Below are 26,384 nucleotides of genomic sequence, written 5' to 3'. Positions count from 1 at the left end.
TGTTGCGCCGCATCAAGAATCAACGCCAACAGCCAGGGCTCATGCCCGCGCCGGGGATTGCTACCATGTCTAAACGCATCGTTACACTTGCGCACTACTACACCCAGCCCGAAATCCAGCAAATGGCCGACAAGGTGGGAGACAGCCTCGAACTGTCCCTGTTCGCACGCGAATCCAAAGCCGACATCATCGTCTTCGCCGGTGTGCGCTTCATGGCCGAGACGGCAAAAATCCTGAACCCGCAAGCCGAAGTGATCCTGCCGGACGCCGGCTCCACCTGTTCGCTGGTGACGCAGACCGATGTCGAGGCGCTGCGCCAGTGGCGCGAGAGCCACCCCGATCACGTGCACGTGTCCTATATCAACTCCTCGGCCGCGCACAAGGCACTGTCGGACTGGATCGTCACCAGCCGCAACGTCGACGACATCATTGCCCACCTGTACGAGCAAGGCAAAAAAGTCATCTTCTCGCCGGATCGCAACATGGGCGGCTACCTCAATTACCAGTACGGCTACGACATGCCGCTGTGGTCGGCGGTATGCGAGGTACACGACAAGTTCAACGAGGCCGCGCTCAACGAGGCACTGGAAGCCGTCAACAGCAAGGCCTACCTGATTGCCCACCCGGAGAGCCCACTGCCGGTACTCAAGCGTGCGCAGTACGTCGGCTCCACCTCCGGCATGCTCAACTGGATCAAAGCCTATGACGGCGCGGTCAGTGACGTGATCTTTGTCGCCACCGAAGACGGCATTCTCTACAACATGCGCCTGGCCCGCCCGGAACTGGACATCCGCCAGGCACCGATCTACGCCGGCTGCCAGTGCAACTCCTGTCCGTACATGAAGATGAACACCATCGAAGCGGTCAAGCGCGCACAGCAAGGCCAGGGTACCCGCATCGACTATCTGAGCCAGGCCGAGATGGACGCCGCCCGCCTGCCGATCGAACGCATGCTCGATTTCAGCCAGCGCTACTACGCCTGAGTCGACGCGACGATGCACCACCCCGGGCCGGCCTCACGCCGGCCTTTTTCATGCGGCACCGAACCACCGAACCGCCTGACAGAGAAATTTTGCGCCACCAGCATACGCGGATACAATCGGATGGTCTGGACGGAAGGTTGCCATGAAATTTCTTGTTAGTAATGATGATGGTTATTTCTCGCCGGGGATCGCGGCCCTGGCCAGCACCCTGGCCAAATACGGCGAGGTCGTGGTGGTGGCGCCGGAGCGCGACCGCAGCGGCGCCAGCAACTCGCTGACGCTGGATAGACCGCTGAGCGTGAAGCGGGCGGCATCCGGCTACTTCTATGTCAACGGCACCCCTACCGACTGCGTGCACGTTGCCGTCACCGGCTTTCTCGACTTCAAGCCTGACATGGTGTTCTCCGGCATCAACCATGGCCCGAACATGGGGGACGACACGCTGTACTCGGGCACCGTCGCCGCCGCCACCGAAGCCTTCCTGCTCGGCATTCCGGCAGTCGCCGTTTCGCTGGCCGGCAAGTACCACCACTTCGCCAGCGCCTGCCATGCCGTCGACCTGCTGATGGCCAATACTCTCAAGACACCGTTTACCCAGCCGGTACTGCTGAACGTCAATGTTCCCGACGTGCCGGTGGCGCAACTGCAAGAGATCGAGGTCACCCGCCTCGGTCGCCGCCACCATGCCGAACCGGTAATTGCCGGCAAGAATCCGCGCGGCGACACCGTGTACTGGGTCGGCCCGGTCGGCCCGGAGCAGGATGCCGGTGCCGGCACCGATTTCCACGCCATTCGCCATAACCGGATTTCGGTCACGCCGCTGATGATAGACCTGACCGCCAGCGAACAAATGGGATCCATCCGCACATGGCTCAACCAGTAAGCGTTGCCCAGGGCAGCTACGGCATGATTTCGGAGCGCACGCGCCTGCGCATGATCGAACGCCTGCGCCAGCAGGGCATACGCGACGAGCGGGTGCTGGCGGCAATGTACGAAGTGCCACGCCACCTGTTCATCGACCAGGCACTGGCCACCCGCGCCTACGACGACGTATCGTTGCCGATCGGACAGGGACAGACCATCTCCCAGCCGCTGACGGTGGCACGCATGACCGAAAAGCTGCTGGAAGGACGCAGCACCCCCGGCAAGATCCTGGAGATCGGCACCGGTTGCGGCTACCAGACCGCCGTGCTGCTGAAAACCGGCGCCCAGGTCTACTCCGTCGAACGCCTGTCCGGCATCCTCGACAAGGCACGGCTGAACCTTCGCAATGCCAAGCTGGTCCATGCCAGACTGGTTCATGGCGACGGCCATCAGGGGCTGCCCGACGTGGCACCGTTTGACGGCATCATCATGACCGCTGCCGCCCGCCAGGTGCCGCCGGCACTGTTACCGCAGCTGGCCACCGGCGGCCGGCTGGTCTTGCCGATCGGTGACCAGGAGCAGCACCTGTGGCTGTACGAAAAAACCGCCACCGCCATTCAGGAAACCCGGCTGGAGGCCGTCCGCTTCGTGCCACTGCTGCCCGGCAAACAATGATGCAGGGCACAAACGCAACAGCACACGCCAGCCAGATTGTCAGACAATTTACAGCCAGCTCAGAACTGGCTTATAACATCCTCAAGCCAATGTACAAGCAAGTATTTAAACTGATCCAACCGCTACCTTTCGTTTTGCCATTGCTGCTGGCCGCCTGCGCCACCAGCAATTCAACGCCGGCGCCGATCGTGGCCGGCCAGGCCAGCGTCTTTGGCAGTACGGCAAACAGCAGCAAAGCTGCAGGCGGAGGCCAGGTTGCAGCGGACACGCAGAGCAGCCCGATTCGGCTGAGCTCACTGCCGAAAGCAAACACGCCGGCGGTGAGCGGTACGCACCAGGTCCAGGCGGGCGAAACGCTGTACCGCATTGCGGTTAATAATGGTCTGCGCTATCAGGATCTGGCGGAATGGAATAATCTGGATGGCTACAACATCAAGGTTGGCCAGACGTTGCGCCTGACCCCGCCGGGCAGCACGGCGACGGTAACCGCGGCGAAGCCACCAGCCGAAGTGGTCACGACCACCAGCAAGACGGTGGGCAGCGCCGCGAAGAACAGTAACGAAACACTGAAACAATATCCGAAGGCATTGAAGCTGCCATATTCGGAGAATGCCAGCAAACAGCTGCCACAATTGGCAGAGGGCAACAGCAAGCCACCTGTACCGCAGGAGAAGTTGCCACCACAGGAAAAGCAGCCGCAAGAGAAACAAGCGCCAAAGACCACCGTCACCACGGCTCCGGCCACGCCCAGTGCGCCCATCGACAGCAACCGGCCGGAAACAGCGGCCAGCACAGGCAGCCAGTGGCAGTGGCCGACGCAGGGCAAGGTGGTCCGGGGCTTCTCTGAGCAGAACAAGGGCATCAACATTAGCGGCAAACTGGGACAGCCGGTAATGGCAGCCAATGACGGCAAGGTGGTCTACAGTGGCAGCGGCCTGCGTGGTTATGGCAAGCTGATCATCATCCGCCACGACAAGACTTATTTGTCAGCTTACGCACACAACAGCGCATTAGTGGTCAAAGAAGGACAAGCGGTCAAGAAAGGCCAGAAAATTGCCGAAATGGGCGATACCGACGCAGATCAGGTAAAACTCCATTTTGAAATCCGGGAAATGGGCAAGCCGGTCGATCCGAGCAAGTTTCTGGAAGCCAAACCCTAGCAGGGACTCCCCTGCACCGGGGTAACTGCAAGCGGGGGAAAGCGTCATGAGCGATGATCTGGAACTACTTGAAGAAGTGCTGGATGAAGAGGTAGAGCAGGAGGCGGAGGCCAAGGAAACCGCAGAGGCCGAGGAAAGCAGCGTCAGCTCGGCGGTCAGTGAGGTCACCGACGTCACCCAGATCTATCTCAACGACATCGGCAACAATGCCCTGCTGACGCCTGCGGAAGAAGTGGCGCTGGCGCGCCGAGTGGTGCAAGGCGACTTCGCCGCCCGGCAGAAGATGATCGAGCACAACCTGCGGCTGGTGGTCAATATTGCCAAGCACTACATCAATCGCGGACTGGCCTTGCTCGACCTGATCGAGGAAGGCAACATCGGCCTGATGCACGCGCTGGAGAAGTTTGATCCGGAGCGTGGCTTCCGCTTTTCCACCTATGCCACCTGGTGGATCCGTCAGAGCGTGGAACGGGCGATCATGAACCAGTCGCGCACCATTCGCCTGCCGGTACACGTCATCAAGGAACTCAACATTTACCTGCGCGCCTCGCGCCATCTGGAAAGCCAGATCGGCCGCGAACCGACCCTGGACGAAATCGCCCATCTGGTCGACAAGCCGGTGGAAGAAGTGCGCAAGGTGATGAGCCTCAACGAGCGCATGGCCTCACTGGATGCGCCACTGGATATCGACCCGATGCTGTCGATCGGCGAGTCCATCCCCGACGAGCAGCACGAGGAGCCGGACGCCCAGCTGCACAATGTGCAGATCGAACACTTCGTACACGAATGGCTGGCGCAGCTGACCGAAAAGCAGCGCATGGTGATCGAGCGCCGTTACGGCCTCAACAACCACGAGATCTGCACGCTGGAAGAGCTGGCCGCCACGCTGAGCCTGACTCGCGAACGGGTACGCCAGATCCAGATCGAGGCACTGGAGCACCTGCGCCGCATTCTTCGCCGCAAGGGCATCTCCAAGGACTTCCTGCTCTAAGACGACCGCCAGCCGACAACACGCACAGCGCTAACGCCCTGTGCGTTTTTTTGCGGCCAACCTTGGCGGGCGGAAACGTCGCACCTGCCACCACCAGCCGCGCCAGCGCGGATCGGCATCAGCCGCCCCCTCGGCGTAGCGCCAGCGCTGCCAGTCAGCGAGCAGCTGCGCGAGCTGTTGCTGCAACGCTGGCGCCAACAGCGCGGCTTTGTCGCGCAACTGCGCCGGCGTGTCGCTGGCCTGCGCCGCGACACCGGCCTGCTGCAGGCGCGACACCAGCAGCTGCCAGCCGCGCACCGGATAGCTGCGCGGCGGCGGCCGGCGCCACAGCAGCCATAACAGCAACGGCAACACCAGCAACGCACCGCCGAGCAGCAATACCGTCATCACGCTGCCCACCCCCACCCGGCCCAGCCCCAGGCGCTGAAACAGGCTCTGCTGCCGCTGGGCATCGTAATCCACCACCCACTGCTGCCAGACAAAACCGGCACGCTGCCATTGCGCCTGAACCGTGTGCCACCACTGTGGCGGACGTCGCCCCAGCACCGGCAATACCGCCTGCGCCTCCGGCACCAGTTCGCCGACTTCACTGACGATGCGCGATGGCGCCACCAGCACCGTCGGGTCCACCCGCTGCCAGCGTCCCTGCAGCCACACCTCGGTCCAGGCGTGGGCATCGGAGGAGCGCACCAGCCAGAACTGCCCGCCCGCGTTGAATTCGCCGCCCTGAAAACCGACCACGATTCTTGCCGGCAGGCCGGCGGCACGGGCCAGGGTGGCGAAGGCCGAGGCGAAATGCTCGCAGAAGCCCTGGCGACTGGAGAACAGGAAGTCGTCGACCACATCGCCCTGCAGCAACGGAGGCGACAGCGTATAGCGCAACCCCTGCTGCTGCAGCCAGGCGCGAAGAGCAGCCAGACGGCCGGCCTCGTCCCGGAACTGGCGCGCGAAGAACTCCCCCTGCTGCCGGGTGCGAAGGTTGGCCGCAGGCAGTTGCAGATAGTGCGCACGCTGCTCCGCATTCAGCGCCGCCGGGTAAGCCGCTTGTGCCACGCTGCGCACGTCGTAGCGCAGGCGTGCCTCATTGCGGGCATCGATACGCCGCACCAGCTGGGCGGCGGCCTGCTGCACGCCCTCGCCGGCCCACACCGCGTGCTCCAGCACCGGCAGCACACCCTTGAACGGCGTGGCGGTGACCGAGTACGCCAGCACCTCGGTCGCACCTGGCAGCAAGGCAGTGCCGTTGTCCGGCACGCTGCCCGCCGTCCAGCGCGCACCGTCGAAACGGTCGAACACCATCACCCGCCAGTACAGCTGCTCGCGTGTCGGCTGGCGACCACGAAACTGGGCTGTAAACGCCGGCTCACGCGACGGAATCATCTGCCCGATGCTGCCCGGTGCCAGGCTGTCACTAAGGCCGCTGGTGGCGCGCTGATCCGTGCTCGGCATGCTCCACAGCGGGCCGGGCAGCCGCGGCATGGCGACGAACAACAACAGCATCAGCGGCATCGCATACAGCAGCGCCAGCGCGGCAGCACGCGGACTGGCGGCACTATCGACCCCGGCGAGCAACACCATCGCCCAGGTCAGCACGAACAGCGATAGCAGTAACCACAAGGCCGACGGCAGGCTCTGGTCAAACAACAGCGGCGTCGCGGCCAGGAAGAAGCCCAGCCCCAGTAGCACGCGCCAGTCGCGCAGCGTCACCGTCTCGAACGCCTTGAAACCGGTCAGCAACAAAAGCAGCGCCACGCCGCCTTCGCGGCCAACCAGGGTGCGCAGGCTGAGCCACAACAGCAGCACCGGCACGATCATCGCCAGCAGCAGCCACACGCGATGCGGCAATTGCCGTCCCTGCCACGCCAGCCACGCGCGGCCGCCCAGCTGCAGCGCAAACAGCAGCGGCACCCACGGCGGCAGCTGCAGGAACAGGGGCAGCACGGTCAGCGCCAGCGCCGCCAGCACGGCAAAGTGGGCCAGACGCGGTTCACTGCGCATCGCGCACTCCAAAGCCGGCCAGCGCGCGCAGCCCAGGCCGCACCTCGCCCGCGCTCAGCCGCAGCTCCTGTTGCGGCAGCCGCAGGACGACATCCTCGCCGCGCCGCGCCGCCGCCAGCAGCTGCCAGCACAAGCGCGACAGGCGCGCCTCGGCCGTCATCTCCGCCGGATAGGCGGACCACTCCAGCAGGCAGGTCGCCCGTGACGCTTGCGGCTCCTCGAACCGCCGCGCCAGCAGCACACCGCGGCGGGCGTAGGCTTTCCAGGCGATACGCCGGGCGCCCAGCTCCGGCTGCCAGGCCACCAGATGGGAAAACAGCTCACCCGGCACCGGCTGCAGCTGACGCTGCTGGTCACCATTGGGCAGGCTGGCCGCCACCCGCTCGTCGGCGCAAGGCTGTGGATAAACGCATACCTGTGCCTGCAAGCGCAGGTAGGCAAAGGCCCGCACCAGCCCCAATGGCGATTCGGAATAGACACGCAGCGGCGGGATCGTCATCTGCCCGCGCTGCAGCGTCAGTCGCGGCAACAGCACCTCGCCGGGACGGTCCAGCACCACGCTGCCGGCCTCGTCATGCCAGCCGAGGCGCAACAGCCGCGACTCGCCCTCCGGCCACTGCAATTGCAAGGGAAACAGCGCCTGACTGCCGGCCACCACATCGTCGGCCGCTCCGCAGCGGATCGCGAGGCCGGCCAGCTGGCGGTAGGCCAGCACCACGGCAATCAGCACCAGCGACACGATCCAGAACGACAGCACATAGGCGAGGCTGACCGCATAGTTAAGCGCACCGATCCACACCGCCCACGCCACCAGTAGCAGCCCCCAGCCAAACGAGGTCGGCAGCAGGTAGATGCGCGACTGCCCCAGCACCAGCTGCGGCTGTCTTGGCAGGCGGCGCAACAGCCAGGCCGAAACCGCCTTACGCCAGCGGGACATGGTCCAGCAACCGTTGTGCGGCATCGATGCTGTTCATGCCTGGCAGCCGCGACTGCAGGCGATGCGCACACACCGCCACGAACACCGCCTTCACGTCCTCGGGCAGCACGTGGTCACGGCCGTCCAGCATCGCCCAGGCGCGGGCGGCGGCCAGAATGGCCAAGCCGGCACGCGGGCTGAGACCGTGCATGAACAGCTCACGCTTGCGACTGGCCAGCAGCAGGGCCAGCACGTAGTCGGCCAGTGCGCCACTGACGGTGACCTGCGCAGCTTTCTGCTGCAGCGCCAGCAGCTCACCGGCCTTCATCGCCACCGGCAATGCCGACAAGGCCTGCCGCCGGTCGCCGGCCAGCAGCAACGCACGCTCCGACTCCGGCGACGGATAGCCCAGCGAGATGCGCATCAGGAAGCGATCCAGCTGTGACTCCGGCAGCGGAAATGTACCCAGCTGGCCATCCGGATTCTGGGTGGCGATCACGAAGAACGGTTTGGGCAGCGCGTGCGTCAGGCCGTCGATCGACACCTGGCGCTCTTCCATCGCCTCCAGCAACGCCGACTGCACCTTGGGCGAGGCGCGGTTGATCTCGTCGGCCAGCAACAGCTGCGAAAACACCGGCCCCGGCTGGAATTCGAAACGCCCTTCGTCGGGACGGAACAGGCTCACCCCCAGCATGTCGGCCGGCAGCAGGTCGCTGGTGAACTGCACGCGACGATAGTCCAGCCCCAGCACGCCGGCCAGCGCATGCGCCAGCGTGGTCTTGCCAACCCCCGGCACATCCTCGATCAGCAAGTGGCCACCAGCCAGCACGCAGGTCAGCGCCAGACGGATTTGTAGCGGTTTGCCCAGAATCAACGCGTTCAGTTGACGATACGCAAAGGAGATGGATTGCATTTGAGGTCCGTTGGCCGCACACTTTATAAAGATTTCATATATCCCTTTTGCCACCACAACGCAACAAGGAAACGCGCGTGCTCACCTGGCTCAAATCGCACCTGAACGGCGGTGGACTCACCGCCTTTATCAGCCACTCCGACTGCTTGCAGCACAATATGGGTAGCGGCCACCCGGAATGTCCGGAACGGCTGACTGCCATCAAGGATCAGCTGATGGCGGCACAGCTGTTTGACAGCCTGCAGGAAGTGGAGGCACCGCTGGTGAGCGAACAGCAGCTGGCCCGCGTGCACCCACCCCATTATGTTGACTACATCGAGGCCTGCTCACCGTCGGTGGGCACCTTCCGTGTCGATCCGGATACCGCGATGTGCCCCGGCACTCTGCAGGCGGCCAGACGCGCTGCCGGTGCGGTGGTGAAGGCGGTCGACATGGTGTGCAACAAGGAAGCGCCGAATGCGTTCTGCTCGATCCGGCCGCCGGGACACCATGCCGAAAGCGCGCGCTCGATGGGCTTCTGCTTTTTCAACAATATCGCTGTCGGCATTGCCCATGCACTGTCAACCTATAAGTTGCAGCGCGTGGCCATCGTCGATTTCGATGTCCACCACGGCAATGGCACCGAGGAAATCTTCCGCGACGATCCGCGCGTGATGATGGTGTCGATTTTCCAGCACCCGTTCTTCCCCTACAGCGGCGATCAACCGATGGGAACGAACATGCACCATGTGCCGCTGAAGGCCGGCAGCGGCAGCCGCGAATTCCGCGAGGCGGTCGAATATCTGTGGCTGCCGCAGCTGGAAGAATTCAAGCCAGAAATGATCTTCATCTCAGCCGGTTTCGACGCCCACCGCGAAGACGACATGGCCTCGCTGGCGCTGACCGAAGCCGACTACGAGTGGGTGACGCGCAAACTGCTGCAGCTGGCCGCCACCCATTGCGAAGGACGCATCGTGTCGGTGCTGGAGGGAGGCTACGACCTGTCGGCACTGGGCCGCAGTGTCGCGGCACACATCAAGGTGCTGTCTGACGGCTGAGTACAGCCATATAAGCGCAAAAGCCGCCTGACGAGGCGGCTTTGTCATCGGCGGAGGCTGGTTTACGGCTTGCTGCCGCTCATGTCCTTGGACAGGAAGAAGGCGTCGGAGAAGAACTCATCCTCCGGCAGCTTGCGCTCGGCGATGAAGGACTTGTGTGCGGCCTCGACCATGATCGGCGCGCCGCAGGCGTACACCTGGTAGCCGGACAGGTCGTCGAAGTCGTCCAGCACCGCCTGGTGCACGAAGCCGCTGCGGCCTAGCCAGTTGTGCTCCGGCAGCGCGTCCGACACCACCGGGATGAAGGTGATGTTGGCGTTTTGTGCCTGCCACTGCCCAGCCTTCTCCGCCATGTACAGGTCATGCGGCGTGCGCGCGCCCCAGTAGAACACGATCGGGCGGGTGATGCAGTGGTGGATGGCGTGCTCGATGATGCCCTTGATCGGCGCAAAACCGGTGCCGCTGGCCACCATGATGATCGGCTTGTCGGAATCCTCGCGCAGGAAGAAGGAACCCAGCGGCCCCTTGAAGCGCATGATTTCCTTTTCCTTCATGGTATTGAACACGTATTCGGAGAAGGTGCCGCCCGGCTGATTGCGGATGTGCAGCTCAATGAAGGCGTCGTCGTGCGGCGCATTGGCGATGGAGAAGCTGCGCTTCTTGCCGTCCTTCATCAGGATGTCGATGTACTGACCGGCCATGAACTGCAGGCGCTCGGAGACCGGCAGTTTCAGTTTCAGCACCGCCACGTCGTGGATCTTCTCGATCGACTCAACACGGCAAGGCAGGGTCTTGATCTGGATGTCGCCGATACCGGCCAGCTCGCGCACTTCGATGGTGATGTCACCCTGCGGCTTGGCACAGCAGAACAGCGCCATGCCCTGCGCGCGGTCGGCGGCGGACAGCGCCTTTTCCTGCGCGCCACCGTGTTCTACCTCGCCGGCGACAACCTTGCCCTTGCAGGCGCCACAGGCACCGTCACGGCAGCCGTAAGGCAGGCCAACGTTCTGGCGCAAGGCGGCCTCAAGAATGGTTTCATGCGTTTCAACCGCAAAAGAATGGCCGCTCGGAAGCACCTTTACCTGACACGTCATCTTGTTCCCTTAAACTTCGCTAAAATGGCCGTCATGCGAACCTTGTTGATCATCGGCACCGGCGATATCGCCCGGCGTGCCCTGCCCCTGCTGCTACCGCACTGGCGGATACTGGCGCTGACGCGCCGCCCGGAAACCTCCGCGCAATGGCGACAGCTGGGAGCCCGGCCAGTGCCGGGCGATCTAGATGATGCGCGCAGTCTCGAACGCCTCGCCGGCCTCGCCGACGCGGTGCTGTACACCGCGCCGCCGCCGGAACACGGCAATATCGACCCCAGAATGCGCAAGGTCTTGTCGCGACTGGCAAAAACGGCGAGTTTACCACAGCAACTGGTCTATATCAGCACCAGCGGCGTGTACGGCAATGCCGATGGCAAGTGGCTGGACGAGTGCGCACCGCTGCGGCCAACGTCGCCGCGCGCCCGCCGCCGCGTCGACGCCGAGCGCGCGCTGCGCAGCTTCGCCATCGCCCACGGCAGCGCGCTGACCATCCTGCGCGCGCCGGGTATCTACGCCGCCGAGCGCCTGCCCGTCACCCGCCTCGTCAACGGCACCCCGCTGATCGATGCCGCCGAAGACAGCGTCAGCAACCACATCCACGCCGACGACCTGGCGCGACTGTGCGTGGCCGCGCTGCAGCAGCCGCGCGGCGGCATCCGCGTCTACAACGCCTGCGACAGCCAGCCGCTGCCGGTCGGCGAGTGGTACGACAAGCTGGCCGATACGCTGGGCTACCCGCGTGCGCCGCGCCTGCCACGCACGGTGGTGCAGCAGCAGGTATCACCGGGGCTGTGGTCGTTCATGGCAGAATCGCGTCGCCTCAGCAACGCGCGCCTGCTGCGCGAGCTGCCCGGCTGCCTGCGCTACCCGACGGTGGACGAGTTGCTGCGCCGGCTGTAAGCGCCGCCTTGCGGCCAACCCTGGGCTCCACCATAAAAAGAAACCCCGCCGTGGCGGGGTTTCTTCATGGTGGGCTTGCCGCCGTGTCAGATCGCCTCGCTGGCGTCCTCGCACGGGCTGGTCAGCCGGTCGCGCGCCAGCGCGGCCAGCGCGTCGAGATCGTCGTTGAGGTGCAGCTGCATATGGCGCAGTGCGCCGCGCAGGATGGCGCTGGCCAGCAGTGCTTCATCGCACTGGAACACCTCGGCCATCGCGCGCAGCTCGGCGCAGGTCTCGTGACACAAGGGCAGCGACAGCTGGCGCACGGCGTTCACCTGCAGCAACGCGCCCAGTTCCTGCCCTTCGGCACGGTGTTCTTCCAGCTGTTTTACAAAGTCGTGCAGTTCATCATTCATGCGACACCTCCCGTGTCTATGGCTACGTCGGCTTTCCCCTCACACAGCATGGCACATGCTGCCGCTTTGCCAAGGTGAATCGGGAGCGGAGTTGATCTGTGCCAAGCGGCCGCATCCGGGGTGGTGGCGCAGCCCTACCGCTGACGGCCAAGATTCGGTAACATCGCGATCTTTTTGCAGTTTTTGAGTGACGACCATGGAAAATCCGGCCTTCAACCGCGCCATTCGCAGCTTCGTACTGCGTCAGGGCCACCTGTCTCCTGCGCAGCAGCGCGCCATCGACGAAGGCATGCCGAAATGGGGCATCGAGTATCGGGCGGCGCCGCTGGACCTGCAGCAGGCCTTCGGCCGCGCGGCACCGAAAATCCTGGAAATCGGCTTCGGCATGGGCGGCGCCACCGCCGAAATCGCCGCCGGCAATCCGGACAAGGATTACCTCGGCATCGAGGTGCACTCGCCGGGCGTGGGCAACCTGTTCAAGCTGATCGGCGAGCAGAACCTCAGCAACCTGCGCCTGATCCGCCACGACGCGGTGGAGGTGCTGGACAACATGCTGCCGGACGGTTCGCTGGACGGCGTGCACATCTTCTTCCCCGATCCGTGGCACAAGAAGCGCCACAACAAGCGCCGGCTGATCCAGGCGCCGCTGGTGGAAAAACTGGTGCGCAAGCTGAAGCCGGGCGGCTACCTGCACGCAGCCACCGACTGGGAAGACTACGCAATCCAGATCATGGAAGTGTTCAGCGCCAACGCCGATCTGGCCAACAGCGCCGACGGCTACGCGCCGCGCCCGGACTACCGCCCGCTGACCAAGTTCGAGGCGCGCGGCATTCGCCTGGGCCACGGCGTGTGGGACATCATCTTCACCCGCAAGTAATCCCTTTGCCGGCGTGACACTGCGGCCAACCTTGCGCTCAAGGTTGGCCGCAGTGTTTTGTGGGGTATGTTCAGGCGGCCGCCTGCAGCAGCACCTCGATGTCGCCGGCGATGTCGTGCGGCTCCGCCGCCGGCTCGTAGCGTTTTACCAGCCGCCCCTTGCGGTCGATCAGGAACTTGGTGAAGTTCCACTTCACCGGATGCGGGTGCTTGCCGTCGGCGCCGGTCAGCCAGTGCCACAGCGGGCTGGCACCCGCGCCGTTGACGTCGCCCTTCTCGAACAACGGGAAGCTGATGCCGAAACGGCTGACGCAGAAATCACGGATCGCACGGGCGTCGCCGGGCTCCTGGCCGCCGAACTGGTTGCAGGGAAAGCCCAGCACGCTGAAGCCCTGCCCCTGATAGATGCTGTGCAGCTCCTGCAGGCCGGCGTACTGCCGGGTGTAGCCGCATTCGCTGGCGGTGTTGACGATCAGCAGCACCTGACCGCGGTACTGCGCCAGGGGTTGCAACAGGCCATCGCCAAGGTTGGCCGCAAAGTCCGCAATCGTGGTCATGGTGGGTCTCCATCCGTATAATGCTGCTTTTCCGAGTAAATCAGTCAACCATGATGTTCGCACCCAGCCGACAGGATGCCCGCCGTTTCTTTTTCGATACCTGGCAGAAGCAACAGGCCGGTCAGCCGCTGACCGATCTGGAGAAGCTGCTGTTCAGCGTGATCATGCTGCATCCGGAATACCACGACCTGCTCAACCGTCCGCAACAGTACGCCGAGCGTGAGTGGATGCCGGAGCAAGGCGAAACCAACCCCTTCCTGCACATGGGCATGCACCTGGCGCTGGAAGAGCAGCTGTCGATCGACCAGCCGCCCGGCATCCGCGCGCTGTACCAGCAGCTGTTGCAGCAGACCGGCAGCGAGCACGACGCGCAGCACGAGGTGCTGGACTGCCTGGGCGAGATGATCTGGCAGGCGCAGCGTTACGGCGGCGGGCCGGACGTGAACGTGTACCTGTCCTGTATCCGCGGCAAGCTGGGGCAGGATCCGGAAGACACCCCGCGCAAGAACCTGAAAGACATGGACGACTGAGAACCTGTTCACGATCTGCTGCGCTTCGGCGATACCGCGTTAAAAACGGCTTCGGAATGCTTGTTTATTCCAGTTAAACGCCGCTTCCTCAGCCGTTTTTGCCTGGTCTCGCTCTAGCTCGCGAGATCGTGAACACGTTCTGAGACCGGCCGCGCTGCCACCACCCCAAGGCCATCCGGCGACACGCCGCGATGGCCTCTTTGTTATGGCCAAGGTCGCCGCCTTTTTCAAACGGCAATTGCCGGCGGGTGCAGCTCGCGCCAGAGGCTGACGCAGGCGTCGAGCCGTTCCAGCGTCAGCAGCGTCGCGCGCGGCGGCAAGCGCTTCAGGCCGCGGCAGCCGCTACCGCCGAGCCAGAGCTCGACCCCGTCCGGCAGCAGCGAGTCCAGCAGCGCGGCATCCGCCTGCGGACTGGCCTCGTAGGCGGCGGAAAAGGACAGCACCACCACATCGACGCGATGCTTGCGCGCCGCGCTGGCGATGTCGGACAGCGGCATCTGCGCGCCGAAGGCGATGGCGTCGCAGCCGGCCAGGCGCAGCAGCGCCTCCACCATCAGCAGGCCGATCAGGTGCAGCTCGCCCGGGCAGGTGGTCAGCATCACCCGCGGCGACTGCGGGCCGGCGGGGATCCCGGCCAGGGTCTCGCGCAGCACGCGCTTGACCTCTTCCGAGTACAGGTGTTCCTCGTGCACGCGCAGCTCGCCGCGCATCCACGCCTCGCCGACCAGCTGGTTGGCCGCGGCCAGGAAATCGCAGACGAAGTGGCGCAGGCCGAGCTCGAACAGGCGGTGCCGCAGCAGCTCGCGCACCGCCAGCGCATCGTGGCCGCTCAGCGCGTCGATCAGGCCGGCGCAGACATCCGGCACCACCCGCGCCGGGGTGTGGGTCTGCGCCAGCGCCTCCAGCTGCGCCATGCTCTGCCCGACCAGCTTGCCGGGGCGAAAGCCCAGGTCCATCAGCCGCCGCACCTGCTTCAGCTTGCCGACCTGCTCCGCGCTGTACAGGCGGTCGCCGGCGGCATCGCGCGCCGGCTGCGGAAAGCCATAACGGCGCTCCCACATCCGCAACAGGTCCTTGGGAATGCCGGTTTCGCGTTCGACGGCGGCGATGGGCAGGCCGCCATCGCTCGGAGCAGAGTCTTCGTTCATCATTTGTACACGCTGGCGTCCCGACAAGACATAGACAAGGCCGGCATTATGCCATGCGCCGTTTGATCACACGCAGCAAGGCGCCGACAAGCGGCAGTTTTTCGTACACCCCTTCCGCCGCATCCCAGTAGTCGCGGTGCGCGGCGATGCGGCCGTCGGCGGCGAGGGTCAGCAGCGTGCCGCCGTGGATCTGCTGCGCCCGGCCGAGCAGCACGAAGCTGAAATCCCAGCAGACGAAGGCCTTGTCGCCCTGCGCCACCACCTCGCCGATCACGAAGCGTGGCGCCTGCAGCTGCCGGAACATGCGCGCGTACAGCTCTGCGATCGCGGTGCGACCGTGCAGCGCCTGGAACGGATCGCGGAAGGTGGCCGACTCGGTGTAGACAGTGTCGATGTCGGCCAGCGTCTGTGGCGACAGCGTGGCAAACCAGTCCAGATGGCGGGCAAGATGGGGGTTCATAGTCCGGTAACCTTGTGGGCGAGCCAGAAATACAGGCGGTAGGGCAACAATGCGGCCAACTTCAGCGGCCACGAGAAGCGCTTGGGGAAATGGATGTCGAACTCGCCGCGGGCGAAGCCGCGCACGATCAGCTGCGCCGCTTCCTCCGGCGTCAGCAGCGCCGGCATGGCGAACTCGTTCTGCGCGGTGAGGCGGGTGGCGACAAAGCCGGGATTGATCACATGCACACCGATGCCGTGACGGTGCAGGTCAAGATACAGCGTCTGCGCGAAGTGGTTCACCGCCGCCTTGGTGGCGCCGTACACCAGGCCGTTGGGCATCCCCCCCCAGCCGGCGGCGCTGGCCACCAGCGCGATGGCGCCGCCGGACTGCGCCAGCAGCTGCGGCACCAGCGCCGCACTGCCGTACATCACTCCCAGCAGGTTGACGTCGACCATGCGTCGCGCCAGCTCCGGCGTCAGCTGCCAGGCGCGCAGCGGGGTGTAGTCGCCGGCCAGCATCACCACCAGGTCGATGCCCTGCCACTGCTGCAGCAACTGGTCGCGGCAGCGCTGCCAGTCCTCGGGGCGGGTCACGTCCAGCGGCAGCAGCCACATGCGCTCGTGGCCGCGGGCAACCTCGCGCAGCGCCGCCTCATGGCGGCCGGACAGCGCCACCCAGGCGCCCAGGCGGTGCAGCTCGTGCGCCAGCGCCGCACCGATGCCGTGGCCGGCGCCGACCAGCCACACGCGGCGGTTGTGCCAGTCCTGCAGCCTCGGGTTCAGGCTCACGGCTGCGCTCCCTTGCGGAACACCAGCGTGACTTCGCCCAGGCGCACGCCCCACTTGCTCATCACCGAGCGGTTCAGCACCGTGTGTTCGTCCAGCTGGTACATCCAGTCGTCGAAACGCACCTCGTACACCTTGCCGTCCACCGGCAGGCGCAGCGTGTAGTCCCAGAACAGCGCAAAACCTGCGCTGCGGCCGCTGGCCTGCCCCACCACGTCGCTGGCGGTGCCGCTGTAGCGCCCGTCGGGCAGCTTTTGCAGCGTCCACACCCGGCGCTGTTTCTCGCCGTCGTCGTAGCTAAAGTGCTCGTCCAGCACGCCGCGGTCGCCCTGCCAGCTGCCGTTCATCTGCACGCTGAAGCGGCGCAGCACCTTGCCGCTGCGGTCCTGGAACATGCCCTGCGCCATCAGCGGGCCGTTAAAATACGTTTTCAGGTCGAAGGTTGGCCGCGTGCCGCGGTAGTCGTCGATGCCGGTGCTGGAACACGCGGCCAGCAGCCCGCACAGTGCCGCGAGCAGCGCGGCTTTTGGTGTCCTGATCATGCTCTTGCTCCCGAAAGGATGGGGGCCGGCGGCAGCGCCAGGCAGGCCGCCAGCTTGAATAACGCCGGCAGGCCGGCATACAGCCACGGCAGCGCCGAGGCGTCGCCACCGGGCTGGTAGCCCAGCTGCGCCGCCAGCGGCAGCGCAAGGCCGGCGGCACAGGCCAGCGCCAGCTTGTTCACCATCGACACCGCACCGAAGGCGGCGCCGCCCTGCGCCGCGACGCGCTCGCCGAGCACGTCGGCCACCAGCGCGCTGCCGAAGGCCAGATCGGCGCCCAGTGCCGTGCCCGTCAGCAGACACACCACCGCAAACAGCCCGCCCTGCCCCTCGCCCAGCGCCAGCACCGGCAGGAACACCAGCAGCGCCAGCAGCATGCCGCCGCGCCAGGCGGCGACGCGGCCGATGCGGTCGGCAAGGCGCACCCACAGCGGCAGCGACAGCACCGCGGCGAGGAAGTACAGCAGCAGGAACAGCCCGGCCAGCGCCGGCGTGCGCAGCAGGTCGGCGATGTAGAAATTGAGCAGCGTCGCCGGAATCGCCATCGCGGTGGCGTTGAGCAACAGCACCAGCAGCACGCGGCGGAAGGCGGCGTCACGCCACAACTGACGCCAAGGCGGCGCCGCGTGCTCCCCGGCCGGCGCCGGCGCGGCAGGGGCATGGCGCAGCAGCCACAGGCAGAGCACGCTGCACAACAGCAACAACGCCACCAGCACCTGTAGCGCGTACTGCTGGCCGTGGCGTGCGGCCAACGTTGCCGGCAGCGCCGCCGCCAGCAGCACGCCCAGCAGCGCCCAGCCCTCACGCCACGCCGCCACCCGTGAACGGCCGTGCACGCTGGGCCACAAGGCCGCGCCGTAGCGCAGCAGCGCGATGCTGAGCCAGCCGTGCGCCAGATACACCAGCAGCAGCGCGGCAGCCAGTTGCGGCAGCAGCGGCCAGTCGCGCTGCGGCATCACCAGCCAGCCGAAACCGGCCAGCCCGCCGCCGGCGGCCAGCAGCAGCAGCGCGCGGGCGCGGGCCGGCGACAGGCGGTCCTGCCACAGCCCGAGCAGCGGGTCGATCGCGGTATCGAACAGCCGCGCCAGCAGCAGCACCCAGCCGAGGCTGGCCAGCGCCACGCCGAAATCGGCGGCGTACAGCGCCGGGGTGTGCACGTACAGCGGCAGCGCCACCATCGCCAGCGGCAGGCCGCCGAGGCCGCTCAGTGCCAGCTGGCGCGTGCTCAGCGCGTTCATCCGCGGCCACCCAGCAGCTGTTCGCGCACCGCCGGCGCCCGCGACGCCGGATCCAGCCAGATGCGGAAGAACAGCTGCCCGAACAGCGGGTCGTCGATGCGGTGGGTCAGGCGGCCGTTGAGCCAGAAGCGCACCACCGCGCCGTCCATGGCGCCGAGCAGCACGTCGCCCTCCTTTACGTCGGGAAAGGCGCGCCGCATGTGCTCGGCCCACGCCACGCGTGAACGCTCCGGCATGCCGTAGCGCAGCATTTCCTCGAGGCTGGTTTCCACCAGCTTGGCGCCGGCAATGCTGCGCGCGTAGCGGATCTCCAGCGCGAACGGCCGCGCCCACTGGAAGGGCTGCGCCGCCGGGGTGTACAGCGCCGAGTCGTACAGCTTGAAACCGAACCAGCGCAGCGTGCCCTGGCCGCGCAGTTGCAAACCGTTCAGTTCTGCTGGCAGTGCCATGGCATTTCCCATCTGTGCGACAAGCAGCGCCACGCTAGCGGCGACGGATTTCCAGTTGGCAGACATCGGTGCGTCCCGCGTCGAAGCCGGCGATGCAGTAGTGCAGGTAGAACTGCCACAGGCGCACGAAAGCCTGATCGAAGCCCTGGCCATACACCTGCGGCAGCGCGGCGTTGAAATCATGCAACCAGCGCCGCAGTGTCTCGGCGTAATCGCGACCAAAGGTGTAGCGCTCGGCCAGCTGCAGCCCGGCGCCGGCGATGTCACGGTCCAGCGCCGCCGGCGATGGCAGCATGCCGCCGGGGAAAATGAACTGCTGGATGAAGTCGGTGCCGCGCTGGTAGCGCGCGAAGTAGTCGTCGCCGATGGTGATCACCTGCACCATCGCCCGGCCGCCGGGCTTGAGGCGGTCGTGCAGGGTGCGGAAGTAGCGCGGCCACCAGCGCGCGCCGACCGCCTCCAGCATCTCGATCGACACGATGTGGTCGAACTGGCCGTCGATGTCGCGGTAGTCCTGCAGCCGCAGCTCGGCCTGCTCGGCAAGCCCGGCTGCGGCCAACCTTTGCTGCGCCCACTCCAGCTGCGACGGCGACAGGGTCACGCCGGTGACGTGCACGCCGCGGCTGCGGATCGCGTACTCGGCAAAGCCGCCCCAGCCGCAGCCGATCTCCAGGATGCGCTGCCCCGGCTGCGCATCGAGGCGCGCGAGGATGCGTTCGTACTTGGCCTCCTGCGCCGCGGCCAACGTTTGCCCGGCCTCGCCGCTGAAGATGGCGGCGGAGTAGCTCATGCCCGGGTCCAGCCACAGCCGGTAGAAGTCGTTGCCGATGTCGTAGTGCGCGTGGATGTTGCGGCGGCTGCCGCGGCGGGTATTGGCCCGCGTCAGGTGCTTCAGCCAGTAACCGGCGGTGCCCAGCCAGCTGCCGTGGATCGCCTGCTCGAAGGCGGCCTCGTTGGCCAGTGCCAGCTGCAGCAGCGACGTCCAGTCCGGCGATGCCAGCCAGCCGTCGCGCCAGGCTTCGGCGAGGCCGATGTCGCCGGCCAGCACGATGCGGCGCAGCGCGCGCCAGTCGTAGACCTGCAGCTGTGCCTGCAGACCGGGATGGGCGCCGCGGAACAGGTAGCTGCCGCCGTCGGGGGTGATCAGCGTCAGCTCGCCGTACTGCAGGCGCGACAGGGCCAGCAGCAGCGGGCGCACCAGCAATGGTGCCCGCAAGTCCTGCGGCGAAGCGAGGGTACGCGAGGATGCGTTCATGACAACTCTCCGGGAGGGGCCGGGGTGGCCGCGTGGCCATCCTTGCCGAAAAACGGGATTTTCTTGCGCCACAAGCGCAGCGCCTGCCAGTGGATGCGCACCCAGACACCGACGCTCAGCAGGCCGGTGGCCAGCAGCAGCTGCCACAGCCGCGCCGGCGAGTACGGCACCGGCGTGCCCTGCTGGGTGGCGACGAAGCCGCTGTGTGCTCCGTCGCGGCGGTACTCGATGCGCACCGCGAAGCGGCCGTCTGCCTCGCGCAGGAAGCGGAAGCGGTAGCTGCCCTCCACCCGGAAGAACGGCGACACCTGCAGCGCCTTGCCGGCGTCCAGCAGGTCGCGGCTGCCGATAGCGCGATGGTCGGGATGGTGCAGGCAGTAGTCGTGATGCTGGCCGAAGGTGTTGCTGACCTCGACCCACACCGCGCGCAACGTGGCGGCGGCATCGAACACCAGGTAGAAGCTGACCGGGTTGAACACGTAGCCGCACAGGCTGGGCAGGGTGTGCAGCTCGACGCGCGCGATGTCGCGCACCCCGCTTGCGGCCAACCTTGCCGTCAGCCACGGCAGCAGCGGCGAGCCGTCGCGCGGGCCGTGGCGGCGGCGCTGCCAGCTCACCCCCGGCGCCAGGCGGATGCTGGCCGGCTCCGGCTGGCCCGGCAGCAGTGTCAGCGCGAGCCAGGCGTGGCGGTAGCTGAACTGATGACGGGCCGGCGCGCTGCGTCCGTGCCAGACGCGGCCGCGGTAGACGGTAAACGCGCTCATGGCGCAATCACCACTGGCTGCGGCAATGCCGGCTGCGCGGCCAGCGGCACGGAAATATCCCACGGGATCGGTGCGCCGAGCGCCTGCGCTACCGCCATGCCGGCCTTGAGGCCGTCCTCGTGGAAGCCGTAGCCGGCCCACGCGCCGGCAAACCAGGTGCGCTGGCGGCCCTGTATCGTCGCCAGCGACTGCTGTGCGGCGATGGCGGCGCGGTCGAACAGCGGGTGGGCGTAGTCAAATTCCGCCAGCTTGCCCTGCGGCTCGCGGTAGGGATTCAGCGTCACGATCACCGGACTGCGGAACGGCAGCCCCTGCAGCTGGTTGAGCAGGTAGCTGACCATCACCGGCTGCGACGACGGCCCGCCCTCGCCCATGCGGTAATTCCACGCCGACCACGCCTGGCGTCGCGCCGGCAGGAAGGAGGCGTCGGTGTGCAGCACCGCGCGGTTGGGCTGGTAGCGCAGCTGCGACAAGAGCGCCCGTTCGGCGTCGCTGGCATCGCCAAGCAGCGCCAGCGCCTGGTCGCTGTGGCAGGCCAGCACCAGCTGCTCGAAGTGCTCGTCGCCGTGGCGGCTGGACAGCGTCACGCCGCGTTCGTCGCGGCGCACCCGGTGCACCGGCGACGACAGCCGTACGTCGCCAATGCCGGCCACCATGCGCTGCACGTACTCGCGCGAGCCGCCCTGCACCGTCTTCCACTGCGGCCGGTCCAGTATCTGCATCAGGCCGTGGTTGGCGCAGAAGTCGAAGAAGGTCGAGGCCGGAAACGCGGCCATGTCGCGGGTGGAGCTGGACCAGATCGCAGCCCCCATCGGCAGCAAATACCAGTCGCGCAGTGCCGCGCTGAAGCGGTAACGGTCGAGGATCTGCCCCAGCGTCTCGCCGCTGTCGCGGCTTTCCCGCCGCAGCTGCGGCGCCAGCCGGTGCAGGCGCAGGATGTCGCCGACCATGCGCCAGAAGGTTGGCCGCAACAGGTTGCGCTTCTGCGCGAACAGCGTGGCGACGCTGCTGCCGGCCCACTCGACGTTTTCCTGCTCCAGCACCACCGAGAAAGTCATCTCGCTGGCGCGTACCGGCACCCCCAGCAGCGCAAACAGGCGGATCAGATTGGGATAGGTACGGTCGTTGTGCACCAGGAAGCCGGTGTCAACCGGCGCGCGGATGCCGTCCAGCTCGACGTCGACGGTGTTGCTGTGGCCGCCGGCGTAGGCCGCTGCCTCGTACAGCACCACCTGGTGTCCCGCCCGGCTCAGGAGCCAGGCCGAGGACAAGCCGGCAATCCCGGCACCCACCACCGCAACTTTCATGATGTCAGTCCTTTATCGATACTGCGTTATCGATCAATTGCCCCACATTGTCAAATGTTTGTCCTGTACAAAAATGAAAAGTTCAACAAAAAAGCCCGACATCGTCGGGCTTTGTCCATCACAAGTAGACGGTTTTAATCCAGCCGGTTCTGCCGTTCACCGCGCTGCCAGGCCTCAATATTGTCGACCAGTTGCGCCGCCAGCCTGGCCATCGCCTCGCCGCTGGCCCAGCCGACGTGCGGCGTCACGATCAGGTGCGGCAGACGCGCCTTCAGCAGCGGGTTGCCGTCGCGCGGCGGCTCCACCGACAGCACGTCGAAGCCGGCGCCGCCGAGCTGGCCGAATTTCAGCGCCGCCACCAGCGCCTCCTCGTCCACCAGCCCGCCGCGCGCGGTGTTGATCAGCACCGCGCCCGGCTTCATCGCCATCAGCTCCGGCTGGGCGATCAGGTTGCGGGTGTCGTCGTTCAGCGGGCAGTGCAGCGAGATCACGTCGGAGCTGGCCAACAGCGCGTCAAACGACACGTAGCCGTCACGTACCGTGCCCGCGCCCTTGCGCTCGGCAAACTGCACGCGCATGCCGAAGGCACGGGCGCGCGTAGCCATTGCCTGGCCGATGCCGCCGCTGCCGACGATGCCCAGCGTTGCGCCTTGCAGGTCGCGGATCGGCGCGCCGAAGTGGCAGAACTGCGCCGCCTGCTGCCACACCCCGGCGGCGACGTCGCGCTGGTAGGCCGGCAGGTTGCGCATCAACGCCATCATCAGCATGAAGGCGTGCTCGGCCACCGTGTCGTCGCCGTAGTGGCGGATGTTGCACACCGCGATGTCGCGCTCGCGGCAGGCGGCGACATCGATGTGGTTGTAGCCGGTGGCGGCGATGGCCAGCAGCTTCAGCCGCGGCAATGCGGCCAACGTTGCCGCATCGAAGGCGACCTTGTTGCTGATCACGATGTCGGCATCGGCACAGTGGGTCAGCAGTTGTTCGCGGCTGGTCGATGGATAGGCGGTGAAGCGGTGCGGGAAGGCACAAGACGGCACCGGGACAGGCAAGCTGTCCCGGTCGACAAACACGATGTGAGGAGTCATGAAGTGGACGGGTTCTAGCGCTCGAAGTTGATCAGGGCGCGATAGGCATGCCAGCTGGCCAGCCCGATCAGGGGCATGATGAGCAGCAGGCCGATGAACTGGGTAGCAAAACCGATCGCGGTCAGGACCACGATCATAGCCGCCCAGATCACCATCGTCAGCAAGTTGCGGTACACCGCCTGTGCACTCATCACCATCGCGGTGATGGTGTCGACGTCCTTGTCCAGCATCATCGGGATGGCGCAGACGCTGAGCGCGAACACCGCCGCGGCAAAGAAGAAGCCGGTGCCGAAGTAGGCAATCAGGAACGGCAGGTTCTCGGCGGTGAAGGCGGAGGCCACCAGCTGCTCCAGCGACGGCACGCTCCCCTGGAAGAACAGCGCGAACATCAGCAGCGAGATGCGGAACCAGCCGAACACCAGCACCGCCAGCAAGGCGGCGAACAGGGTAAAGCCCGGCATGTTGACGCGCCAGGCGGTCATGCTGTGCATCAGCGTCACCTTCCCGCCGGCCGGATCCTCCAGCTGGCGCGCGATATCGTACAGGCCGATGGCGAGGAACGGGCCGCCAAGCAGGAACAGCGCCGCCAGGGTGATCACGTATTGTGGTGCGAAGTCGAAGTACATGTTCAGCAGGAAGCCCATCACCACGAACACGGCGCCGTAGAACAGCGCATCGGCCGGTGCGCGCCGCAGATCCTGCCAGCCCATCTGCAGCCATTGCAATGGTTGATCGGGTGTCACATGCCTGACGACGACATGCTCATGAGAAGGAAGATGCGTAATGTCCATTGCCGTTCCCCTATTCGAATAATGTCACGGGCGAAAACTTCTCCGCTTTCTCTTTATAAGCAATTGAAGGGCAAAGACAATATCAAGATTTCGACGGCGCGGTGGCGGGCTGCTAAAATGCCGCTTTCGCTAATGCAGCAAAACAAGGACATCTCATGGCAGAACTGATCATCGAAGACCTGCTGGTAGGCGACGGCGCGGAAGCCGTGGCCGCTCAGGAAGTGACCGTGCACTACACCGGCTGGCTGACCGATGGCACCAAATTCGATTCCAGCAAGGACCGCTACCAGCCGTTCAGCTTCGTGCTGGGCGAAGGTTACGTGATCAAGGGCTGGGACCAGGGCGTACAAGGCATGAAGGTCGGCGGCAAGCGCAAGCTGACCATCCCGGCCGAGCTGGGCTACGGCGCCCGCGGTGCCGGCGGCGTGATCCCGCCGCACGCGACGCTGGTATTCGAGGTCGAGCTGCTGCAGGTCGGCTGACCGCCCGCCTCACCCGGCAATGAATAATGCCCCGCGCTGCGGGGCATTATTCATTTGGCGATCAGGTCTTCGGCGTTGCGGCGGGCCTTCGACTCGCGCCGCTTGTGGCGCCAGTAAAAACCGCCCAGCACCACCGCCAGCAGCGCGATCGCGATCAGGATGCCGGCCTGGCCACGGTGCACCATCTGCATCAGCCACTCGTGGTTGCGTGCACCGAAGTAGCCGAGATACACCCACACCGGCACCGAGATCAGCGCGGCAAAACCGTCCATCAGCAGGAAACGCCAGTACGGGATGCGCCGCGTCAACCCGGCGGTCAGGAAGATAGGCGAACGCAGGCCGGGCAGGAAACGGGCGACGAACAGCACCCAGTTGCCGTAGCGGGCAAACTTCTCCTGTACCGCGGCAAAACGCTCCGGCGTCATCACTTTGGCAATCGGCTTGAAGCGCAGCACCCGGTCGCCGTAGAGGCGACCGGCGAAGAACATCAGGCCATCGCCGAACAGCACGCCGGCCATGCCCACCGCGAACATCACGTGCACGTCGGTATAGCCCAGCCCGGAAATGATGCCGCCGGCGACCAGGGTAATATCCTCGGGAATCGGCACACCAAAACCACACACCAGCAACACGATGAATACGGCAAAGTAGCCGTATCCCGTGAACAAATCGATAAGAATCTGCAGGATATCCATGTCAGCCTGACAAGCTGTTGATCGGTCGAAGTACTTCCGGCATGGCCAGGCGAAGCAGTTCAGGGAGCGGCTGCCATCATAGCACAGCCCCCGTTGCCCCCTGTTTGACTATGGTTAGGTCGCCACGGCAAAAACAAAGCCACCTTCGCAGGTGGCTTGCGCCGATGCCGGTACACCGTCAGGCCGCTTCGATCGCCGCGGCGATCTGGCCGGCCCAATGCTCGGCCAGCGCCAGTTCATCCGCTTCGACCATCACGCGCACCACCGGTTCCGTACCGGACGGACGCAGCACCACGCGGCCACGCCCAGCCAGCGCCTGCTGTGCCTCGGCGTACTTGGCGGCACTGGCCATCTTCCAGTCCTGGCCGTTGAGGCGCACATTGATCATCTTCTGCGGGAACGGCTGCCAGTCGCTGCAGATGGTGGCCAGATCGCAATCCAGCTCGGCCAGCGCCGCCAGCACCTGCAGGCTGGAGATGATGCCGTCACCGGTGGAGTGCTTGTCCAGGCACAGCACGTGGCCGGACGCCTCGCCTCCGACCTGCCAGCCGTTCTCGTGCAGCAGCTCCAGCACGTAGCGGTCGCCGACCTTGGCGCGGCCGAAAGCGATGCCCTGCTGCTGTAGCGCCAGCTCCATCGCCAGATTGGTCATCACCGTGCCGACCACGCCGCCACCAAGCTGGCCGCGCGCCGCGCGCGCCTTGGCGATCACGTAGATCAGCTGGTCGCCGTCGTAAACCTTGCCGTGGCGGTCGGCCATCATCAATCGGTCGCCGTCGCCATCCAGCGAGATGCCGAGATCGGCACGATGCTGCAATACCGCCTGGCTGATCGCCTCGGTGTGAGTGGCGCCGACACCGTCGTTGATGTTGTAGCCGTTCGGCTCGCCACCGATGGTGATCACCTCGGCGCCCAGTTCGTGGAACACCTTGGGCGCGATGTGGTAGGTGGCGCCGTGCGCGCAATCGACAACCAGCTTCATCCCCTTCAGGTTGCGCTCGTTGGGAAAGGTGCTCTTGCAGAATTCGATGTAGCGGTCGGCGGCACCATTGATGCGCCGTGCCCGGCCCAGTTCTCGCGATGCGCTGGTCTGCATCGGCGAATCCAGCATCGCCTCGATCTCGCGCTCCAGCGCGTCGTCCAGCTTCTTGCCGCCCTCGGCGAAGAACTTGATGCCGTTATCCTGGTACGGGTTGTGCGACGCGGAGATCATCACCCCGGCCGACAGCCGCAGCGCGCGGGTCAGGTAGGCGATGCCCGGCGTCGGCAGCGGCCCGGTCAACAGCACGTTGACACCGGCGGCGGTAAGGCCGGCCTGCAGCGCTGCCTCCAGCATGTAGCCGGAAATGCGGGTGTCCTTGCCGATGATCACGGTCGGGTGTTCCTGCCGCTCGTGATCGACCAGCACCTTGCCGGCGGCGTAGCCCAAACGCAGCACGAAATCGGGGGTAATCGGAAACTGGCCGACTTCGCCACGCACACCATCGGTACCAAAATATTTGCGGCTCATTA

29 protein-coding genes are annotated in these 26,384 nt (G+C 65.7%); 10 read left to right on the top strand and 19 right to left on the bottom strand.

Annotated features, from left to right (window positions below; genetic code table 11):
* Positions 1 to 65 precede the first annotated feature (65 nt).
* The 5 genes from nadA to rpoS all read left to right on the top strand — a co-directional run bounded on the left by nadA (position 66) and on the right by rpoS (position 4,673).
* Positions 66 to 983, top strand: a complete 918-nt coding sequence (gene nadA, locus PQU96_RS01070; protein ID WP_272770442.1) for a quinolinate synthase NadA — start codon at positions 66 to 68, stop codon at positions 981 to 983.
* A 142-nt stretch (positions 984 to 1,125) separates the two neighbouring features.
* Positions 1,126 to 1,866, top strand: coding sequence for a 5'/3'-nucleotidase SurE (surE, locus tag PQU96_RS01065; RefSeq protein ID WP_272770441.1), 741 nt, complete (start codon positions 1,126 to 1,128; stop codon positions 1,864 to 1,866).
* A complete protein-coding gene (locus PQU96_RS01060; protein WP_272770440.1) occupies positions 1,851 to 2,522 on the top strand; it encodes a protein-L-isoaspartate(D-aspartate) O-methyltransferase in 672 nt (223 codons plus the stop codon). The genes surE and PQU96_RS01060 overlap by 16 nt, the downstream gene beginning before the upstream one ends.
* Positions 2,519 to 3,682 (top strand): peptidoglycan DD-metalloendopeptidase family protein, encoded by a 1,164-nt coding sequence (locus PQU96_RS01055; protein WP_272770439.1) that lies wholly within the window; start codon positions 2,519 to 2,521, stop codon positions 3,680 to 3,682. The genes PQU96_RS01060 and PQU96_RS01055 overlap by 4 nt, the downstream gene beginning before the upstream one ends.
* 46 nt (positions 3,683 to 3,728) lie before the next feature.
* Entirely contained in the window at positions 3,729 to 4,673 is a 945-nt protein-coding gene (gene rpoS, locus PQU96_RS01050) for an RNA polymerase sigma factor RpoS (protein ID WP_272770438.1), read from the top strand.
* Positions 4,674 to 4,703: 30 nt separating this feature from the next.
* On the opposite strand, the gene PQU96_RS01045 is transcribed toward rpoS, so the two are convergent.
* From PQU96_RS01045 to PQU96_RS01035, 3 genes are read right to left on the bottom strand one after another with little or no spacing between them, the layout of a single operon-like run.
* The gene (locus PQU96_RS01045) at positions 4,704 to 6,671 is read right to left on the bottom strand and encodes a transglutaminase TgpA family protein (RefSeq protein WP_272770437.1); all 1,968 of its coding nucleotides are present in this window, start codon (positions 6,669 to 6,671) and stop codon (positions 4,704 to 4,706) included.
* Positions 6,661 to 7,608, bottom strand: a complete 948-nt coding sequence (locus PQU96_RS01040) for a DUF58 domain-containing protein (protein WP_272770436.1) — start codon at positions 7,606 to 7,608, stop codon at positions 6,661 to 6,663. The genes PQU96_RS01045 and PQU96_RS01040 overlap by 11 nt, the downstream gene beginning before the upstream one ends.
* On the bottom strand, positions 7,592 to 8,500 hold the full coding sequence (locus PQU96_RS01035; RefSeq protein WP_272770435.1) for an AAA family ATPase: 909 nt from the start codon (positions 8,498 to 8,500) through the stop codon (positions 7,592 to 7,594). The genes PQU96_RS01040 and PQU96_RS01035 overlap by 17 nt, the downstream gene beginning before the upstream one ends.
* 77 nt (positions 8,501 to 8,577) lie before the next feature.
* Between PQU96_RS01035 and PQU96_RS01030 the strand changes: the two genes are divergently transcribed.
* Positions 8,578 to 9,537, top strand: a complete 960-nt coding sequence (locus PQU96_RS01030; RefSeq protein ID WP_272770434.1) for a histone deacetylase family protein — start codon at positions 8,578 to 8,580, stop codon at positions 9,535 to 9,537.
* A gap of 62 nt (positions 9,538 to 9,599) precedes the next feature.
* On the opposite strand, the gene PQU96_RS01025 is transcribed toward PQU96_RS01030, so the two are convergent.
* The gene (locus tag PQU96_RS01025; RefSeq protein WP_272770433.1) at positions 9,600 to 10,631 is read right to left on the bottom strand and encodes a CDP-6-deoxy-delta-3,4-glucoseen reductase; all 1,032 of its coding nucleotides are present in this window, start codon (positions 10,629 to 10,631) and stop codon (positions 9,600 to 9,602) included.
* Positions 10,632 to 10,664: 33 nt separating this feature from the next.
* Here PQU96_RS01025 and PQU96_RS01020 point away from each other — a divergent pair, with 33 nt between their 5' ends.
* Complete coding sequence (locus PQU96_RS01020) at positions 10,665 to 11,531, top strand: SDR family oxidoreductase (RefSeq protein ID WP_272770432.1); 867 nt, start codon at positions 10,665 to 10,667, stop codon at positions 11,529 to 11,531.
* Positions 11,532 to 11,617: 86 nt separating this feature from the next.
* On the opposite strand, the gene PQU96_RS01015 is transcribed toward PQU96_RS01020, so the two are convergent.
* A complete protein-coding gene (locus tag PQU96_RS01015; RefSeq protein ID WP_272770431.1) occupies positions 11,618 to 11,926 on the bottom strand; it encodes a hypothetical protein in 309 nt (102 codons plus the stop codon).
* 196 nt (positions 11,927 to 12,122) lie between these two features.
* On the opposite strand from PQU96_RS01015, the gene trmB reads away from it, so the two are divergent.
* Positions 12,123 to 12,803: a tRNA (guanosine(46)-N7)-methyltransferase TrmB gene (trmB, locus tag PQU96_RS01010; RefSeq protein WP_272770430.1), complete on the top strand. Its 681-nt coding sequence runs from the start codon at positions 12,123 to 12,125 to the stop codon at positions 12,801 to 12,803.
* 70 nt (positions 12,804 to 12,873) lie between these two features.
* Here the strand turns inward: trmB and PQU96_RS01005 are convergent, their stop codons facing one another.
* Positions 12,874 to 13,359 (bottom strand): glutathione peroxidase, encoded by a 486-nt coding sequence (locus PQU96_RS01005; RefSeq protein ID WP_272770429.1) that lies wholly within the window; start codon positions 13,357 to 13,359, stop codon positions 12,874 to 12,876.
* A gap of 50 nt (positions 13,360 to 13,409) precedes the next feature.
* Between PQU96_RS01005 and PQU96_RS01000 the strand changes: the two genes are divergently transcribed.
* The gene (locus tag PQU96_RS01000) at positions 13,410 to 13,889 is read left to right on the top strand and encodes a DUF1841 family protein (RefSeq protein WP_245961022.1); all 480 of its coding nucleotides are present in this window, start codon (positions 13,410 to 13,412) and stop codon (positions 13,887 to 13,889) included.
* Between the two features lie 227 nt (positions 13,890 to 14,116).
* Here PQU96_RS01000 and PQU96_RS00995 read toward each other — a convergent pair whose 3' ends face one another.
* The 11 genes from PQU96_RS00995 to PQU96_RS00945 all read right to left on the bottom strand — a co-directional run bounded on the left by PQU96_RS00995 (position 14,117) and on the right by PQU96_RS00945 (position 23,629).
* On the bottom strand, positions 14,117 to 15,040 hold the full coding sequence (locus PQU96_RS00995; RefSeq protein WP_272770428.1) for a MerR family transcriptional regulator: 924 nt from the start codon (positions 15,038 to 15,040) through the stop codon (positions 14,117 to 14,119).
* A 43-nt stretch (positions 15,041 to 15,083) separates the two neighbouring features.
* A complete protein-coding gene (locus PQU96_RS00990) occupies positions 15,084 to 15,497 on the bottom strand; it encodes a nuclear transport factor 2 family protein (protein WP_272770427.1) in 414 nt (137 codons plus the stop codon).
* Positions 15,494 to 16,267, bottom strand: coding sequence for an SDR family NAD(P)-dependent oxidoreductase (locus PQU96_RS00985; RefSeq protein WP_272770426.1), 774 nt, complete (start codon positions 16,265 to 16,267; stop codon positions 15,494 to 15,496). The genes PQU96_RS00990 and PQU96_RS00985 overlap by 4 nt, the downstream gene beginning before the upstream one ends.
* Positions 16,264 to 16,806 (bottom strand): DUF3833 domain-containing protein, encoded by a 543-nt coding sequence (locus PQU96_RS00980; RefSeq protein WP_272770425.1) that lies wholly within the window; start codon positions 16,804 to 16,806, stop codon positions 16,264 to 16,266. Before PQU96_RS00980 ends, PQU96_RS00985 begins: the two co-directional genes overlap by 4 nt.
* Entirely contained in the window at positions 16,803 to 18,044 is a 1,242-nt protein-coding gene (locus tag PQU96_RS00975) for an MFS transporter (RefSeq protein WP_272770424.1), read from the bottom strand. Before PQU96_RS00975 ends, PQU96_RS00980 begins: the two co-directional genes overlap by 4 nt.
* Positions 18,041 to 18,493 (bottom strand): chalcone isomerase family protein, encoded by a 453-nt coding sequence (locus PQU96_RS00970; RefSeq protein ID WP_272770423.1) that lies wholly within the window; start codon positions 18,491 to 18,493, stop codon positions 18,041 to 18,043. Before PQU96_RS00970 ends, PQU96_RS00975 begins: the two co-directional genes overlap by 4 nt.
* 34 nt (positions 18,494 to 18,527) lie before the next feature.
* The gene (locus tag PQU96_RS00965; RefSeq protein WP_272770422.1) at positions 18,528 to 19,748 is read right to left on the bottom strand and encodes an SAM-dependent methyltransferase; all 1,221 of its coding nucleotides are present in this window, start codon (positions 19,746 to 19,748) and stop codon (positions 18,528 to 18,530) included.
* Positions 19,745 to 20,512 carry a DUF1365 domain-containing protein gene (locus PQU96_RS00960; RefSeq protein ID WP_272770421.1) on the bottom strand — a complete coding sequence of 256 codons (768 nt, stop codon included), beginning with the start codon at positions 20,510 to 20,512 and terminating at the stop codon, positions 19,745 to 19,747. The genes PQU96_RS00965 and PQU96_RS00960 overlap by 4 nt, the downstream gene beginning before the upstream one ends.
* Positions 20,509 to 21,819: an NAD(P)/FAD-dependent oxidoreductase gene (locus PQU96_RS00955; protein ID WP_272770420.1), complete on the bottom strand. Its 1,311-nt coding sequence runs from the start codon at positions 21,817 to 21,819 to the stop codon at positions 20,509 to 20,511. The genes PQU96_RS00960 and PQU96_RS00955 overlap by 4 nt, the downstream gene beginning before the upstream one ends.
* 134 nt (positions 21,820 to 21,953) lie before the next feature.
* Positions 21,954 to 22,904, bottom strand: coding sequence for a D-2-hydroxyacid dehydrogenase (locus PQU96_RS00950; protein ID WP_272770419.1), 951 nt, complete (start codon positions 22,902 to 22,904; stop codon positions 21,954 to 21,956).
* Between the two features lie 14 nt (positions 22,905 to 22,918).
* On the bottom strand, positions 22,919 to 23,629 hold the full coding sequence (locus tag PQU96_RS00945) for a DUF2189 domain-containing protein (protein WP_272770418.1): 711 nt from the start codon (positions 23,627 to 23,629) through the stop codon (positions 22,919 to 22,921).
* A 221-nt stretch (positions 23,630 to 23,850) separates the two neighbouring features.
* On the opposite strand from PQU96_RS00945, the gene PQU96_RS00940 reads away from it, so the two are divergent.
* A complete protein-coding gene (locus PQU96_RS00940; protein WP_047966982.1) occupies positions 23,851 to 24,177 on the top strand; it encodes an FKBP-type peptidyl-prolyl cis-trans isomerase in 327 nt (108 codons plus the stop codon).
* Between the two features lie 50 nt (positions 24,178 to 24,227).
* On the opposite strand, the gene PQU96_RS00935 is transcribed toward PQU96_RS00940, so the two are convergent.
* Together PQU96_RS00935 and glmM are read right to left on the bottom strand one after the other, a co-directional pair.
* Positions 24,228 to 24,872 carry a DedA family protein gene (locus PQU96_RS00935; RefSeq protein WP_272770417.1) on the bottom strand — a complete coding sequence of 215 codons (645 nt, stop codon included), beginning with the start codon at positions 24,870 to 24,872 and terminating at the stop codon, positions 24,228 to 24,230.
* 178 nt (positions 24,873 to 25,050) lie between these two features.
* Positions 25,051 to 26,382 carry a phosphoglucosamine mutase gene (glmM, locus tag PQU96_RS00930; protein WP_272770416.1) on the bottom strand — a complete coding sequence of 444 codons (1,332 nt, stop codon included), beginning with the start codon at positions 26,380 to 26,382 and terminating at the stop codon, positions 25,051 to 25,053.
* Positions 26,383 to 26,384 lie beyond the last annotated feature (2 nt).

Source organism: Vogesella margarita (assembly GCF_028548475.1).
Lineage (GTDB): Bacteria > Pseudomonadota > Gammaproteobacteria > Burkholderiales > Chromobacteriaceae > Vogesella > Vogesella margarita.
This window is presented reverse-complemented; position numbering and strand designations above follow the sequence as displayed.

Excerpts from the sequence above, each read along its gene's own strand:
- rpoS (WP_272770438.1), top strand. The coding sequence starts at position 3,729 with ATGAGCGATGATCTGGAACTACTTGAAGAAGTGCTGGATGAAGAGGTA.
- PQU96_RS00990 (WP_272770427.1), bottom strand. The coding sequence starts at position 15,497 with ATGAACCCCCATCTTGCCCGCCATCTGGACTGGTTTGCCACGCTGTCG.
- PQU96_RS00955 (WP_272770420.1), bottom strand. The coding sequence starts at position 21,819 with ATGAAAGTTGCGGTGGTGGGTGCCGGGATTGCCGGCTTGTCCTCGGCC.
- PQU96_RS01045 (WP_272770437.1), bottom strand. The coding sequence starts at position 6,671 with ATGCGCAGTGAACCGCGTCTGGCCCACTTTGCCGTGCTGGCGGCGCTG.
- nadA (WP_272770442.1), top strand. The coding sequence starts at position 66 with ATGTCTAAACGCATCGTTACACTTGCGCACTACTACACCCAGCCCGAA.
- PQU96_RS00940 (WP_047966982.1), top strand. The coding sequence starts at position 23,851 with ATGGCAGAACTGATCATCGAAGACCTGCTGGTAGGCGACGGCGCGGAA.
- PQU96_RS00965 (WP_272770422.1), bottom strand. The coding sequence starts at position 19,748 with ATGAACGCATCCTCGCGTACCCTCGCTTCGCCGCAGGACTTGCGGGCA.
- PQU96_RS01055 (WP_272770439.1), top strand. The coding sequence starts at position 2,519 with ATGATGCAGGGCACAAACGCAACAGCACACGCCAGCCAGATTGTCAGA.
- PQU96_RS01025 (WP_272770433.1), bottom strand. The coding sequence starts at position 10,631 with ATGACGTGTCAGGTAAAGGTGCTTCCGAGCGGCCATTCTTTTGCGGTT.
- PQU96_RS00935 (WP_272770417.1), bottom strand. The coding sequence starts at position 24,872 with ATGGATATCCTGCAGATTCTTATCGATTTGTTCACGGGATACGGCTAC.
- PQU96_RS01000 (WP_245961022.1), top strand. The coding sequence starts at position 13,410 with ATGATGTTCGCACCCAGCCGACAGGATGCCCGCCGTTTCTTTTTCGAT.
- PQU96_RS01040 (WP_272770436.1), bottom strand. The coding sequence starts at position 7,608 with ATGTCCCGCTGGCGTAAGGCGGTTTCGGCCTGGCTGTTGCGCCGCCTG.
- trmB (WP_272770430.1), top strand. The coding sequence starts at position 12,123 with ATGGAAAATCCGGCCTTCAACCGCGCCATTCGCAGCTTCGTACTGCGT.
- surE (WP_272770441.1), top strand. The coding sequence starts at position 1,126 with ATGAAATTTCTTGTTAGTAATGATGATGGTTATTTCTCGCCGGGGATC.
- PQU96_RS01035 (WP_272770435.1), bottom strand. The coding sequence starts at position 8,500 with ATGCAATCCATCTCCTTTGCGTATCGTCAACTGAACGCGTTGATTCTG.
- PQU96_RS01020 (WP_272770432.1), top strand. The coding sequence starts at position 10,665 with ATGCGAACCTTGTTGATCATCGGCACCGGCGATATCGCCCGGCGTGCC.
- PQU96_RS00975 (WP_272770424.1), bottom strand. The coding sequence starts at position 18,044 with ATGAACGCGCTGAGCACGCGCCAGCTGGCACTGAGCGGCCTCGGCGGC.
- glmM (WP_272770416.1), bottom strand. The coding sequence starts at position 26,382 with ATGAGCCGCAAATATTTTGGTACCGATGGTGTGCGTGGCGAAGTCGGC.
- PQU96_RS00995 (WP_272770428.1), bottom strand. The coding sequence starts at position 15,040 with ATGATGAACGAAGACTCTGCTCCGAGCGATGGCGGCCTGCCCATCGCC.
- PQU96_RS00960 (WP_272770421.1), bottom strand. The coding sequence starts at position 20,512 with ATGAGCGCGTTTACCGTCTACCGCGGCCGCGTCTGGCACGGACGCAGC.
- PQU96_RS01015 (WP_272770431.1), bottom strand. The coding sequence starts at position 11,926 with ATGAATGATGAACTGCACGACTTTGTAAAACAGCTGGAAGAACACCGT.
- PQU96_RS01060 (WP_272770440.1), top strand. The coding sequence starts at position 1,851 with ATGGCTCAACCAGTAAGCGTTGCCCAGGGCAGCTACGGCATGATTTCG.
- PQU96_RS00950 (WP_272770419.1), bottom strand. The coding sequence starts at position 22,904 with ATGACTCCTCACATCGTGTTTGTCGACCGGGACAGCTTGCCTGTCCCG.
- PQU96_RS00980 (WP_272770425.1), bottom strand. The coding sequence starts at position 16,806 with ATGATCAGGACACCAAAAGCCGCGCTGCTCGCGGCACTGTGCGGGCTG.
- PQU96_RS00970 (WP_272770423.1), bottom strand. The coding sequence starts at position 18,493 with ATGGCACTGCCAGCAGAACTGAACGGTTTGCAACTGCGCGGCCAGGGC.
- PQU96_RS01005 (WP_272770429.1), bottom strand. The coding sequence starts at position 13,359 with ATGACCACGATTGCGGACTTTGCGGCCAACCTTGGCGATGGCCTGTTG.